This window comes from Pseudaquabacterium inlustre (genome assembly GCF_038066595.1).
Taxonomy (GTDB): domain Bacteria; phylum Pseudomonadota; class Gammaproteobacteria; order Burkholderiales; family Burkholderiaceae_C; genus Pseudaquabacterium; species Pseudaquabacterium inlustre.
On sequence record NZ_JBBUTH010000011.1, the window covers coordinates 466871 to 478953 of the forward strand.

The 12083-nt window shown below is 72.2% G+C and carries 12 protein-coding genes; 3 read left to right on the forward strand and 9 right to left on the reverse strand.

From position 1 onward, the window contains the following. Positions 1-38: 38 nt before the first annotated feature. The 8 genes from AACH10_RS24800 to def form a co-directional block, all read right to left on the reverse strand. Positions 39-1232, reverse strand: a complete 1194-nt coding sequence (locus tag AACH10_RS24800) for a phosphoglycerate kinase (protein WP_341413227.1) — start codon at positions 1230-1232, stop codon at positions 39-41. 58 nt (positions 1233-1290) lie between these two features. After that, positions 1291-1620, reverse strand: a complete 330-nt coding sequence (locus AACH10_RS24805) for an AzlD domain-containing protein (protein ID WP_341413228.1) — start codon at positions 1618-1620, stop codon at positions 1291-1293. A 2-nt stretch (positions 1621-1622) separates the two neighbouring features. Continuing rightward, positions 1623-2279 (reverse strand): AzlC family ABC transporter permease, encoded by a 657-nt coding sequence (locus AACH10_RS24810; protein WP_341413299.1) that lies wholly within the window; start codon positions 2277-2279, stop codon positions 1623-1625. A gap of 204 nt (positions 2280-2483) precedes the next feature. Next, positions 2484-3260 (reverse strand): head GIN domain-containing protein, encoded by a 777-nt coding sequence (locus AACH10_RS24815; RefSeq protein WP_341413229.1) that lies wholly within the window; start codon positions 3258-3260, stop codon positions 2484-2486. A 145-nt stretch (positions 3261-3405) separates the two neighbouring features. Beyond that, on the reverse strand, positions 3406-3810 hold the full coding sequence (locus tag AACH10_RS24820) for a hypothetical protein (protein ID WP_341413230.1): 405 nt from the start codon (positions 3808-3810) through the stop codon (positions 3406-3408). 37 nt (positions 3811-3847) lie between these two features. Continuing rightward, positions 3848-4687: a zinc metalloprotease HtpX gene (gene htpX / locus AACH10_RS24825; RefSeq protein WP_341413231.1), complete on the reverse strand. Its 840-nt coding sequence runs from the start codon at positions 4685-4687 to the stop codon at positions 3848-3850. A gap of 123 nt (positions 4688-4810) precedes the next feature. Continuing rightward, positions 4811-5755, reverse strand: a complete 945-nt coding sequence (gene fmt / locus AACH10_RS24830) for a methionyl-tRNA formyltransferase (RefSeq protein ID WP_341413300.1) — start codon at positions 5753-5755, stop codon at positions 4811-4813. A 17-nt stretch (positions 5756-5772) separates the two neighbouring features. Continuing rightward, positions 5773-6288 carry a peptide deformylase gene (def, locus tag AACH10_RS24835; protein WP_341413232.1) on the reverse strand — a complete coding sequence of 172 codons (516 nt, stop codon included), beginning with the start codon at positions 6286-6288 and terminating at the stop codon, positions 5773-5775. 269 nt (positions 6289-6557) lie between these two features. On the opposite strand from def, the gene AACH10_RS24840 reads away from it, so the two are divergent. The 3 genes from AACH10_RS24840 to AACH10_RS24850 all read left to right on the forward strand — a co-directional run bounded on the left by AACH10_RS24840 (position 6558) and on the right by AACH10_RS24850 (position 9524). Then, positions 6558-7721, forward strand: a complete 1164-nt coding sequence (locus AACH10_RS24840) for a LysM peptidoglycan-binding domain-containing protein (RefSeq protein WP_341413233.1) — start codon at positions 6558-6560, stop codon at positions 7719-7721. 19 nt (positions 7722-7740) lie between these two features. Continuing rightward, positions 7741-8964, forward strand: a complete 1224-nt coding sequence (gene dprA, locus AACH10_RS24845; protein WP_341413234.1) for a DNA-processing protein DprA — start codon at positions 7741-7743, stop codon at positions 8962-8964. Between the two features lie 107 nt (positions 8965-9071). Beyond that, positions 9072-9524 (forward strand): Smg family protein, encoded by a 453-nt coding sequence (locus AACH10_RS24850; RefSeq protein ID WP_341413235.1) that lies wholly within the window; start codon positions 9072-9074, stop codon positions 9522-9524. A 99-nt stretch (positions 9525-9623) separates the two neighbouring features. Here the strand turns inward: AACH10_RS24850 and AACH10_RS24855 are convergent, their stop codons facing one another. Then, positions 9624-12047 (reverse strand): DUF1631 family protein, encoded by a 2424-nt coding sequence (locus AACH10_RS24855; RefSeq protein ID WP_341413236.1) that lies wholly within the window; start codon positions 12045-12047, stop codon positions 9624-9626. Positions 12048-12083 lie beyond the last annotated feature (36 nt).

The window sequence follows — 12083 nt, forward strand, 5'->3', positions numbered from 1 at the left end:
CGTCGGCAGGCGGCAATCACCGCCCGCTGAAATCCGGGTCAGCCCTGGGCGCGCTTCGAGAGGATCTCGAATGCGGGCAAGGTCTTGCCTTCCAGCACTTCCAGGAAGGCGCCGCCGCCGGTGGAGATGTAGCCCACCTGCTTGTCGATGCCGTACTTGGCGATGGCGGCCAGGGTGTCGCCACCGCCGGCGATGCTGAAGGCGCTGCTGTCGGCAATGGCGCGGGCGATGGCCTCGGTGCCGTGGCTGAAGGCGTCGAACTCGAACACGCCCACCGGGCCGTTCCAGACGATGGTGCCGGCGGCCTTCAACTGCGCGGCCAGCGTGGCGGCGGTCTTGGGGCCGATGTCCAGGATCAGGTCGTCGTCGGCCACGTCGGTCGCGGCCTTCACGGTGGCCACGGCGTCGGCGGCAAAGCTCTTGGCGCAGACCACGTCCTCGGGGATGGGCACGGCGGCGCCGCGGGCGGCCATCGCCTCGATCACGGCCTTGGCTTCGCCCACCAGGTCGGGCTCGGCCAGGCTCTTGCCGATCTTCAGGCCGGCGGCCAGCATGAAGGTGTTGGCGATGCCGCCGCCGACGATCAGGCCGTCGACGTTCTTGGACAGGCTTTGCAGGATGGTCAGCTTGGTGCTCACCTTGCTGCCGGCCACGATGGCCACCAGCGGGCGCTTGGGCGCGGCCAGGGCCTTGCTGATGGCGTCGATCTCGGCGGCCAGCAGCGGGCCGGCGCAGGCGATCGGCGCGAACTGCGCGATGCCGTAGGTGGTGCCCTCGGCACGGTGCGCGGTGCCGAAGGCGTCGTTGACGTAGATGTCGCACAGCGCGGCCATCTTCTTCGCCAGGTCTTCGTTGTTCTTCTTCTCGCCCTTGTTCAGGCGGCAGTTCTCCAGCATCACCAGCTGGCCCGGGGCCACCGTCACGCCGTCGACCCAGTTGGCCAGCACCGGCACCTCGCGGTCCAGCAACTCGCCCAGGCGCTTGGCCACCGGGGCCAGCGAATCCTCGGGCTTGAACTCGCCTTCGGTGGGGCGGCCCAGGTGGCTGGTGACCATCACCGCGGCGCCGGCCTTCAGCGCCAGCTCGATGGCCGGCACCGAGGCGCGGATCCGCGTGTCTTCGGTGATGGCGCCGCTGTCGTCTTGCGGCACGTTCAGGTCGGCGCGGATGAACACGCGCTTGCCGGCCAGCTGGCCCTGGGCCGCCAAGTCTTGCAGTCGGAGGATCTTCATGGTGTCTGTCTTCAGCGGGGGAGTGGAGGAATCTCGATCAACCCGCAAGTTTGGCAGATCACCAGCCGAGGCCCAGGCGGAAGATCAACATCGTGGCGGTGCCGGCCACGATGGTGCCCAGCATGTCGCGCCGCCACAGGTAGTAGCCGGTGGCCGCCAGCGCCCCGGCCAGGCGCGGGTCGCGCCAGGTGCTGATCAGCTGGCCCTGGCTCATCACCAGCTCGGGCGCGATCACCGCCACCAGCGCGCCGATGGGGGCGTAGCGCAGGCCCTCGCGCAGCCAGTCGGGCATCGGCAGCTCGCGCTCGGGCAGGATGAAGAAGCCGCGCGTCAGCACGGTGATGACGGCCAGGCCGGCGATGGCGACGATGACTTCCCAGGTGGCCATGCTCAGCCCCGGCGCCAGGCGCGCGAATGGTCGATGGCCGTGCCCACCGCCACCGCCGCCGCGATGGCCACCAGCATGTTCAGCTTGAGCGGCAGCGCGTAGGCGGCCACGGCGGCGCTGCCAGCCACCAGGGCCGGCAGCCAGGTGGCCCGGTCGGCCAGCATCGAATAGGTCATGCCCAGCAGCGCCACGGTGCCTGCAAAGCCCAGGCCCCACTCGGCCGGCACACGGTGGCCCAGCGCGATGCCCAGCAGCGACATCACGTGCCAACTGCCGGCGTTCACCGTCACGCCGCCCCAGAAGTACGGCGCCTGCTCGGGCGCAGGCTTCGGTTCGGGAAAGCGGCGCATGAACAGCACGTAGTTCAGGTCGGCACAGAAGTAGGCCAGCAGCGCGCGCCGGCGCCGCGGCAGGTGCGCGAAGTAGGGGCGCCACTGGGCGCTGAAGACCACGAAGCGCAGGTTCAGGCACAGCGCGGTGGCCCACACCACCCAGATCGGCGCGCCACCGGCGATCAGCGGCGTGGCCGCCAGCTGCGCGGTGCCGGCGAACACGGTCAGCGACATCAGCACGGCCAGCCAGGGGTCGATGCCGCTCTTGACCATGGCCACCCCGGTCACCAGGCCCCAGGCGCCGATGCCCAGCGCAATGCCCACCATGTCGCGGGCGCCGCGCCGGTATTCGGGATGCTGGACGAGCTGGCGCAGCCGGGCGCCAAGGCGGGGGCGGTCGGCGGGCGCCGCGCGGTCGGGCAGGCCGTCGCTGCGGCCTGCGGAGGGTCGGGTCATGCGGACGATTGTCCCTGCCGCGCGCCGCGCCCGCTGCAGCCGGGCCTTGCGGCCTTGCAGGGCGGCCGGCCAGCGTCAGTAGCGCTTGACCGAGCCGCTGCCGGCCACCTTGGTCTGCACCGTGGCGCTGCCGGTGTGGCGCACATCGCCCGAGCCGGCGATGGCGATGTCCAGCTTGCGCTGGGCCTGCACGTCGGCGCTGCCGGAGCCGGCGATGCTCACGCGCACGTCATCGGCGCGCAACTGCGGCGCCTTCACATCGCCCGAGCCGGCGATCTTCACGGTCAGCTGGGTGGCCTGGCCGCTGGCGATGACATCGCCCGAGCCCGACACCTCCAGCGCCAGCTCGTCGATGGCCGCGTCGTTCAGCTGCACCTTGCCCGAGCCGCTGATCTGCGTGCGCAGCCGCGGCTGCTTCAGGCCCTCGGCCAGCACATCGCCCGAGCCCTGCACCTGCAGGCCGCGCAGCTCGGTCACGGTGACCTGCACCAGCGGCCTGACCACGGTCTTCAGGCTGGTGCCGCGCTTCCAGCGCAGCTGCAGCGTGCCGCCGCTGTCCACCACGGTTTCCAGCAGCGGCAGCAGGTTGCGGTCGGCCTGCACGCTCACCGACGGCGTGGCGCCCTGGCGCACCGTGACGTTGAAGCCCTGGGTCTGGATCGTGTCGAATGCGCCGGGGCTGCGCTGCTCGGTGGCCGCCTCGCCATTGCCTTCCACCCGCTCGGCGCGCGCCGAGCCGGGCCAGGCGGTGAGCGTGGTCAGCGCCAGCATCAGCAGCGCGCCGGCCAGCGCGGTGCCGAGCAGGCGGTCGATCCAGCTGGAAACAGAGGCGGCGAAGCGCAGTCGGGGCATCGGGGTCTCCTGGGTTTGTCAGGGATGGTCGGTGTGACGGCCCGATGTTCGGCCACGCCGGCCCCGGCCAGGCCCTGGCGCGCGACGGAATGCCGGCTCAAAGGCCCCAACTGCCGTGGCGGGCGACAGGTGGCGCGTCAGCGCGTCAGTGCGCGGCCTTCTTGGCCTTGGCGCCCTTGGCGGGCGGCGCGTGGTCGGCGTCCTCGGCGTCCTCGTCCTCGGGGGCCGAGGCCTTGGGCGCTGGCGCGGGGGCCGATGCCGGCTCGGGCGGCTTGGGCAGCGGCACCACGGGCGTCACCGGCTCGATCTTGTTCTCGCGCATGTAGTTGTCCATCTCGCGCCAGCCGGCGTAGATGGCGGCCTTGTCGGCCTTGCGGTAGAGCGTGTAGCAGTCCTCGATGGCGCGGCCGGCGTGGCGGCAGGCGCCGCCGATGGCCTTGCTGTCGGCATCGCGCTTGGCCGCGGCCGCGGCGGGCGTGTCGATGCCCAGCTGCTCACAGCCGGCCGTGAGCACGCACACGAGCAACAGGGGGGCCAGGGACCACTTCATGCACCGGATATCGGCGCACGGGCCGCGGGACTTGAGTTCAGCGCATGGCCAGCAGGCGTGCCACGCGTTCTTCCGTCGACGGGTGCGTGGAGAACAGCCCGCGCAGGCCGCCGCCCGACAGCGGGTTCACGATCATCATCTGCGCGGTCTCGGGGTGGCGCTCGGCGGCTTCCAGCGGCTCGCCGCGGGCGATGCGCTCGATCTTCTGCAGCGCCGAGGCCAGGGCCTGCGGGTCGCCCGAGATCTCGGCGCCGCCGCGGTCGGCCTCGAACTCGCGCGCGCGGCTGATGGCCATCTGGATCAGTGCCGCGGCCATCGGCGCCAGGATGGCCACCAGCAGCCCGGCCAGCGGGTTGGCCGGCCGGCCCTCGCTGTCGCGGCCGCCGAACATCATGCCGAAGTTGGCCAGCATGCCGATGGCGCCGGCCATCGTGGCGCTGATGGTCGAGATCAGGATGTCGCGGTGTTTCACGTGCGCCAGCTCGTGGGCCATCACGCCGCGCATCTCGCGGGCGCTCAAGGACCGCAGGATGCCGGTGGTGGCGGCCACGGCGGCGTGCTCGGGGTTGCGGCCGGTGGCGAAGGCGTTGGGCGCGTTGTCGTCGATGACGTAGACGCGCGGCATCGGGATCTGCGCCTTCTGCGCCAGCTCGCGCACCATGGCCACGAACTGCGGCGCGGTGCTGTCGTCCACCTCGCGGGCGTTGTACATCTTCAGCACCATCTGGTCGCTGAACCAGTAGCTGAAGAAGTTCATGCCCAGCGCCACCAGCAGCGCCAGCATCATGCCGGTCTGGCCGCCGAGCATGCGGCCCAGCAGCATGAAGAGGGCGGTGATGGCCGCCATCAGGATGGCGGTCTTCATCAGGTTGAACATGGCGGGTGAGGGCCCCGGCGTCGGGGCATGGGTGACGATGTGGCGTCAGATGCGGGCGCGGCCGCAGAGTTCAATGCCGGCCACGCCGCCAGGCCACCGCCGCAGCGCGCGGGCGGGCCAGGCTCAGCCCAGCGTGCTGCCTGCCAGCCCCGGGCGCTGCTGCAGGAAGGTGCCCACGTCGATGCGCCGGCCGCCCGGCCGCTGCAGCGTGCGCAGCGCCAGGGCACCCTCGCCGCAGGCCACCACCAGACGCTGGCCCTCGGCCTGCAGCACCTGGCCGGGCGTGCCGGCGGCCCCGGGCAGCACCTCGGCGGCCCACAGCTTCACCACCTCGCCCGCCAGCGTGAAGCTGGCGCCGGGGAAGGGGTCGAAGGCGCGCACGCGGCGCTCGACCTGCGTGGCCGGCTGCGACCAGTCGATCGCCGCTTCGTGCTTCTCGATCTTGTGCGCGTAGGTCACGCCTTCGGCCGGCTGGGGCGTGCGCACCAGCGCATCGGGCGCGGCCAGGCCCTGCACGCACAGCGCGCCGCCCAGCGCCGCCAGGCGGTCGTGCAGCGCGGCGGTGGTGTCGTCGGGGCGGATGGCTTCCTCGGCGGTCAGCAGCATGTCGCCGGTGTCCAGGCCGGCGTCCATCTGCATCAGCGTGATGCCGGTGAGGGCATCGCCGGCCTCGATGGCGCGGTGGATGGGCGCGGCGCCGCGCCAGCGCGGCAGCAGCGAGGCATGGATGTTCAGGCAACCGCGCGGCGGCAGGTCGAGCACCCACTGCGGCAGGATCAGGCCGTAGGCGGCCACCACCATCACGTCTGGCGCGGTGGCTTGCAGCGCATCGCGGGCGGCGGCGGCGTCCTCGGGGTACTTGCCATCCAGGCGCAGGCTGCGCGGCTGGGCGACGGTGATGCCGTGCTGCAGCGCCAGCGCCTTCACCGGCGAGGGGGTGAGCTTCATGCCGCGGCCGGCCGGGCGGTCGGGCTGGGTCAGCACCAGCGGCACGCTGTGGCCGGCGGCCAGCAGCTGGCGCAGGGCCTCCGCGGCGAACTCCGGCGTGCCGGCGAACACCACGCGCAGGGACGGCGCGCCGGCCATCAGCGGCTGCCTTGCTCGTCGCGCGTCTTCTTGATCATCTTGGTCTTGATGCGGTTGCGCTTGAGCGTGCTGAGGTACTCGACGAACACCTTGCCCATCAGGTGGTCCATCTCATGCTGCACGCACACCGCCGCCAGGCCCTCGGTGTCGAGGCTGAAGGTCTGGCCGTTGCGGTCGAGCGCGCGCACCGTCACACGGGCATGGCGCTGCACCGGTTCGTAGATGGTGGGCACGGACAGGCAGCCCTCGTCGCCGACATGCATCTCCTCGCTCACCGCGGTGAGCTCGGGGTTGATCAGCACCAGCGGCTGGTCGCGTTCGGACGAGGTGTCCATCACGATCACGCGCTCGTGCACGTCCACCTGGGTGGCGGCCAGGCCCACCCCGTCGGCCTCGTACATGGTGGCCAGCATGTCGTCGGCCAGCTGGCGGATGCGGTCATCCACCTGGGCCACGGGCTTGGCCACGGTGTGCAGGCGCGGATCGGGATAACGGAGGATCGTCAGCAGGGCCATCGGTGTGCGGTGTCGGGCCGGCCCGACACAAGGGGAAACAACTGTGGATGCGATGCAACGCCGGTGCTGGCTGCGCGCCGATGCGGGGCGGCGGGCGCCAGCGCTTTTCGTTGCGGCATCAAGGGTTTATCGGCAGAATCTGTGAGGCTGCATGAAGTATTTCAACGCCCGTGCAGTCCTTGGCGTGCCGGGGGCTGCTAGGGTGTCTGCCACGCAGCACCTGCCGCGCGGTGCGGATTGTCGCATCGGCCCATCCGGAGATCCACGCCATGAGTTCACGCCAGCCCCGACCCGACCGCACGCGCCTGCAGGCGTGCGCCTGGGGCCTGCTGCCGCTGCTGATGGCAGCCAGCACCGGCGTGCAGTCGCTCGAGCCGGTGTCGCCGGCCTGGCGCGCCACCGCCCAGCAAGTGGCCGAGGCCGGCGTGGCGCTGTCCGAGCTGGCGCCCAACGCGCCGGAGTCGCACACCGTGCAGCGCGGCGACACGCTGTGGGGGGTGTCCTCGCTATTTCTGAAGAGCCCCTGGCGCTGGCCCGAGCTGTGGGGCATGAACCTCGACCAGATCCGCAACCCGCACCTGATCTACCCGGGCCAGGTGCTGGTGCTCGACAAGAGTAACGGCCGCGCGCGCCTGCGCCTGGCCGGCGCGGCGGCCGAGGGCGAGGCGCCCACCAACACCGTCAAGCTGTCGCCGCGCGTGCGCAGCCAGCTGCTCGAGAACGGCGCCATCGCGTCGATCCCGCTGAGCCTGATCGCGCCGTTCCTGAACGAGGCCGTGGTGCTCAGCGACAACGCGCTGGCCAGTGCGCCGCGCATCGTGGCCACGCAGGAGGGCCGCGTGATGGTTTCGCGCGGTGAGACCGCCTACGTGCGCGGCGACCTGGGCGGCGCGCGCAGCTTCACCGTCTACCGCCAGGCCAAGCCGCTGGCCGACCCCGAGACCCGCGAGGTGCTGGGCTTCGAGGCCGGCTACGTGGGCACGGCCGATCTGGTGCGCACGGCGGTGGAGCAGGGCGTGCCGCTGCCGGCCACCTTCCAGCTCACCAGCGCACGGCTGGAGGCTGGCGTGGGCGACCGCCTGGCGCCGGTGCCGCCGCACGACCTGCAGGCCTATGTGCCGCATGCCCCGTCGCAGCCGGTGGGTGGCCGCGTGGTGTCGATCTACGGCGAGGCGCTGAGTGCCGGCCAGAACCAGATCGTGGCCATCAACCGTGGCGCGCGCGACGGGCTGGAGCGCGGCCATGTGCTGGCCCTGTGGCGCGCCGGCCTGCCGGCCACCGACGCCACCCAGGCCAAGCCGCAACCCATCCAGCTGCCCGACGAGCGCAGCGGTCTGCTGTTCGTGTTCCGCGTGTTCGACCGCGTGTCGTATGCGCTGATCGTCTCGGCGCTCGATCCGGTCAAGCCGGGCGACCGCTTCTCGCAGCCCTGATCGGCCAGGCAGGCCGGGCATGCAGCCGCACTCGGCTTCATCGCCCGGCGCGGCAGCGCCGGCCGCGCCCGACCCCGACGAACTGAACGCCTGGCTGCGCCTGCTGGCCACCCCCGGCGTGGGCCGTGACACCGCGCGGCGCCTGCTGGCCGCGTTCGGGTCGCCGCAGGCGGTGTTCCAGGCCGGTGAGCTGCCCTGCCGCAGCGTGGCGGGCGTGGCCGTGGCGGCCGCGCTGGCGCAGCGGCCACCGGGCCTGGACGACCTGCTCGACCGGGTGGCCACCTGGCTGCACGGCGCGGCCCCCGATGGCCCGCCGCGCCGCATCCTGGTGCTGGGCGACGCCGACTACCCCGGCGCGCTGCTGCACACCGCCGATCCCCCGCTGCTGCTGTACCTGGAGGGGCGTGCCGCACTGCTGAACGCGCCGGCGGTGGCCATCGTCGGCAGCCGCCGGCCCACGCCGCAGGGGCGCGAGAACGCGCGGGCCTTCGGCGCCGCTCTGCTGCGCGAGGGCTGGACGGTGGTGTCGGGCCTGGCCGCGGGCATCGACGGCGCCGCGCACGAGGGCGCGCTGCAGGCCATGGGCGAGGCCGTGCCGGGCGCCGCGCCCGGCACGGTGGCGGTGATCGGCACCGGCATCGACGTGGTCTACCCGCCGGCCCACCGGGCGCTGACCCGGCGCATCGCCCGCCAGGGTCTGCTGGTCAGCGAGCTGCCGCCCGGCGCGCCGCCGCTGGCCGCGCACTTCCCGCAACGCAACCGCCTGATCGCCGGGCTGAGCCGCGGCACGCTGGTGGTGGAGGCCGCGCTGCGCTCGGGCTCGCTGATCACTGCCCGGCTGGCGGCCGAGGCGGGGCGCGAGGTCTTCGCGCTGCCGGGCTCCATCCTGTCCAGCCAGAGCGAGGGCTGCCACGAGCTGATCCGCCAGGGGGCCACGCTGGTCGGTTCGGTGGCGCAGGTGATTGAGGAACTGGGCCGGCCCGCGCCGGCCAAGGGCGGTGCGGCGCCGCCAGACGCGCCCGGCACCCGGTCCGCCGCGACCGATGCCGTGCCCGACGCCGCAAGCGAAGCCGACGACCCCGTGCTGCGCGCACTGGGCCACGATCCGGCCTCGCTGGACGTGCTGATCGCCCGCTGCGGCTGGCCCGCGCACAGCTTGTCAGCCCATCTGCTGACCTTGGAATTGAGCGGCCAGGTGGCCCGTCTGCCAGGCGGTCTGTACCAGAGAATCGAGATCGCCTGAGCGAATTTCAGGCAGTGAGCGCCTGCTCACATGAAAGCGTCGAATTGACGCCGGAACGCGGCGCTGCGCCGCCGCCCCGGATCCGGGCCCTGGGGTATAGTGGATTCATGTTCGAGGTTCTGGTCTATCTCTACGAGAACTACTGGCGCCCTGATGCGTGCCCGGATCATGTGCAGCTGACGCGCAAGCTCTCGGCCGTGGGCTTCGAGTCCGACGAGATCCAGGAAGCCCTGGTGTGGCTGGATGGCCTGGCCGAAGCGGCGCAAACCTACACCGGCGAGCAGTCCGAGGCCAGCATGCGCGTGTACTCGCCGGCCGAGCTGGACCGCCTGGGGCCTGATTCAGTGGCCTTCGTCAGCTTCCTCGAATCGGCCGGCGTGCTGCCGCCGTCGATGCGCGAGATGGTGATCGACCGCGCCAGCGCGGTGGGTGAATCGCCGCTGGCGCTGGAAGACCTGAAGGTCATCGTGCTGATGGTCTTCTGGAGCCTGGGCGAGGAGCCCGACGCGCTGATCCTCGACGAACTGTTCGTCGCGCCCGAAGAGCGGCTCATTCACTGACCAGCCCCGTGCCGCGGGCCGAGCGCCGGGCAGCTCCCAAGCCGGCCCGCACCCGCCCGGTGGGTGGTGCCGCGTATCCGCGGCACCGGGTGCTCCAGCTCAATTCATCAATTTGGACGGATCGGCGTCCAGCTTGGCCAGCGCGCTGCGCGTGGCCTTGACGGTCAGCGCCTCGTCCTGCGCCGGCAGCAGCAGGCCGGCCTGCAGGTAGGCCGCCAGGCGCTGCTGCTGGAACATCAGGCAGCGGCCGGCCGGCGTGACGAACAGCGACAGCTGGCGGCGCATGCCGTGCCACACCAGTTGCACGTTCTCGCGGCGGCCGCGCCAGTCCAGCGTGTACCAGCTGCCCACCATCAGCTCACGGGCCCAGGCCAGCATCGGCGCGGTGGGCATGGTGCCGCCATCGGACACCACTTCCATCTCGGAGCTCTCGTGGCCCGACAGGTCGAGCACCATCGACTCGTCGATCTCGATGTCCTCGGCCGCCGGCAGCAGTTCTTCCAGCGAGTCGAGCCGCTCCATCAGGTCCTGCAGGCGGTCGCTGGGGATCACCGCGGCCTTGGCCGTGAAGGCGGCGGCCAGCGCGTTGTTCAGCGCGTTGATGCGCTCGTCCTGCTTCTCGGCAGCCATGTTGGCCGAGGCCATGCCGTCGCGCAGGCGCTTGAGCAGCGGCGGCAGGCGGCGGATGACCTCGGCGCGCTCCTCGCGCGTGACCTTGGCGCTGGCCGACCAGATCAGGTCGGCGGCAGCGCGCTTCATGGCCTTGGTCTCGGTGGCCTGCGGGCCGTAGCGCACGGCCGAGGTGGCCAGCACGTCGGCCCACACCTGGAACAGGAACTGGCGAACGCCTTCCTGCACCGGCACCTCGTTGAGCATGCGGCGCAGCTCGATGGTGTACTGGATGGCCAGCGTCTCGCGCTGCTCGACCTGCTGGGCCAGCGTGACGCCGCGGCGGGTGGCCTCGTTCTCGTTCTTGAAGTAATGCTCGAGGAACTTCTCGAACTCGGTCAGCACGGTCTGGAACACGCGGCGGCCGGTGTCGGGGTAGGCCTCGACGACCTGCACCACGCGCTTGATCTCCTTCTCGAGCGCATCGCCCACCGCGCCGCTGGCCGAATCGAGGCCCATCACGCAGGCGCCCATGCGGTCGATCAGCCGGCGCGCCGGATGATCCAGCGTGGCGAAGAAATCGGGCTCGCTGATGGCCACGCGCAGCACCGGCATCTGCAGCCGCGCGAACCACACGCGCATGGCGGCCGGGATGCGGTCTTCGGTGAGGATGCTCTGGAACATCATCGCCACGATCTCGATCGTGGCGCGCTCGGTGGGGCTGCTGGCGGCCTGCTTGAGCGCCTGCTTGCCCTTGTCGAGCTCGTCGAGCAGCATCGGCCCGGTGGGCGCCATGGCGCCACCGGCCACCATGCCGCCGGCCAGCCCCGGGCGATGGCCACCGCGGGACGCGCCGGCACTGGCCCCTGCCGTGGTGCCGCCGGTCGGCGTGGTGCCGAAGCGGCGGCGCAGGCTGTGCTGGGCGTTCTGGATGGCCACCGACAGGGTGTCGGACACCGGCCGCGCCTGCTGGGTGTCGGAGAAGCCGGGCAGGTGCCGGCCGACCAGCCGGTTGAGCCGGCTCATCACCGCCTCGGCGTGGTCGCTGCCGCGCGCCAGTGGCGCGGCGCGGGTCATCATGCGGGTCTCCTCGCCGACCTGGCGGTCGTCGTGGCCCCAGCTGCCGTGGCCGCTGGACGGGCCGGCCAGGCCGCTGCCGGCGCGGCCGCCCAGGCCATGACCCGACGACGGGCTGCCCGAGTGACCGAAGCCGCTGCCACCGCTGCCTGTGCCGCCACCCCCGCCGGCCCCACCCTCCCGGGCGCGGCGGATCAGCGGGCGCAGGTCCACGTCGGCCATCACGCGCTGGCCGACCAGCCAGCGGTTGGTCTCGTGGTAGGCCTCCTGGGCCAGCGCAGCGAACTCGTCGTGCAGCAGCGGCTGGGCCTCGCGCCAGTCGTCGGCCAGCAGGCCGGCCGTGCGCCAGGCGTCCAGCACCACGCGCGCCAGGATGTGGGCGCGCAGCATGTCATGGGTGTCGAGCTCGCCGCGGCGCTCGAGGAAGGCGACGCGCGAGCGCAGGTCGGTGAACTCCCAGGAAGCGCGGTCCATGATGGCCAGCGCCAGGCGCGAGGTGAGGATCTCGCGCTCGATGGTGTCGTCGTCGACCAGCGACAGGCCGCCGTCACGGCTGCCGGCCGGGGCCTGGCTGGGGATCGACGCGGTGACGCCGTGCTGCAGCACGTGGCGCAGGCCGGCGGCCATCGCGCCGTGCCAGGCGCCGGAATGCTTGATCAGGCCCTGCACCAAGTCGCGGCGGCGCTGGGCGACCGCGTACTCGGCAGGCTTGTCGAGCAGCTCGCGCGAGGCGCCGGAGACGGCGCTCACCACCGCAGGCAGGCCCTTGAGCAGCTCCTCCACGTAGCGACGCCGGGCCAGGCTGGCGATCTGTGCGTTGTCGGCGGCGGTCGCCATGGTGGAGGGGGTGGACTTCGGGAGACTCAGGGTGAC

Excerpts from the sequence above, each read along its gene's own strand:
- AACH10_RS24800 (WP_341413227.1), bottom strand. The coding sequence starts at position 1,232 with ATGAAGATCCTCCGACTGCAAGACTTGGCGGCCCAGGGCCAGCTGGCC.
- AACH10_RS24805 (WP_341413228.1), bottom strand. The coding sequence starts at position 1,620 with ATGGCCACCTGGGAAGTCATCGTCGCCATCGCCGGCCTGGCCGTCATC.
- AACH10_RS24810 (WP_341413299.1), bottom strand. The coding sequence starts at position 2,279 with ATGGTGGGCATTGCGCTGGGCATCGGCGCCTGGGGCCTGGTGACCGGG.
- AACH10_RS24815 (WP_341413229.1), bottom strand. The coding sequence starts at position 3,260 with ATGCCCCGACTGCGCTTCGCCGCCTCTGTTTCCAGCTGGATCGACCGC.
- AACH10_RS24820 (WP_341413230.1), bottom strand. The coding sequence starts at position 3,810 with ATGAAGTGGTCCCTGGCCCCCCTGTTGCTCGTGTGCGTGCTCACGGCC.
- htpX (WP_341413231.1), bottom strand. The coding sequence starts at position 4,687 with ATGTTCAACCTGATGAAGACCGCCATCCTGATGGCGGCCATCACCGCC.
- def (WP_341413232.1), bottom strand. The coding sequence starts at position 6,288 with ATGGCCCTGCTGACGATCCTCCGTTATCCCGATCCGCGCCTGCACACC.
- AACH10_RS24840 (WP_341413233.1), top strand. The coding sequence starts at position 6,558 with ATGAGTTCACGCCAGCCCCGACCCGACCGCACGCGCCTGCAGGCGTGC.
- dprA (WP_341413234.1), top strand. The coding sequence starts at position 7,741 with ATGCAGCCGCACTCGGCTTCATCGCCCGGCGCGGCAGCGCCGGCCGCG.
- AACH10_RS24850 (WP_341413235.1), top strand. The coding sequence starts at position 9,072 with ATGTTCGAGGTTCTGGTCTATCTCTACGAGAACTACTGGCGCCCTGAT.
- AACH10_RS24855 (WP_341413236.1), bottom strand. The coding sequence starts at position 12,047 with ATGGCGACCGCCGCCGACAACGCACAGATCGCCAGCCTGGCCCGGCGT.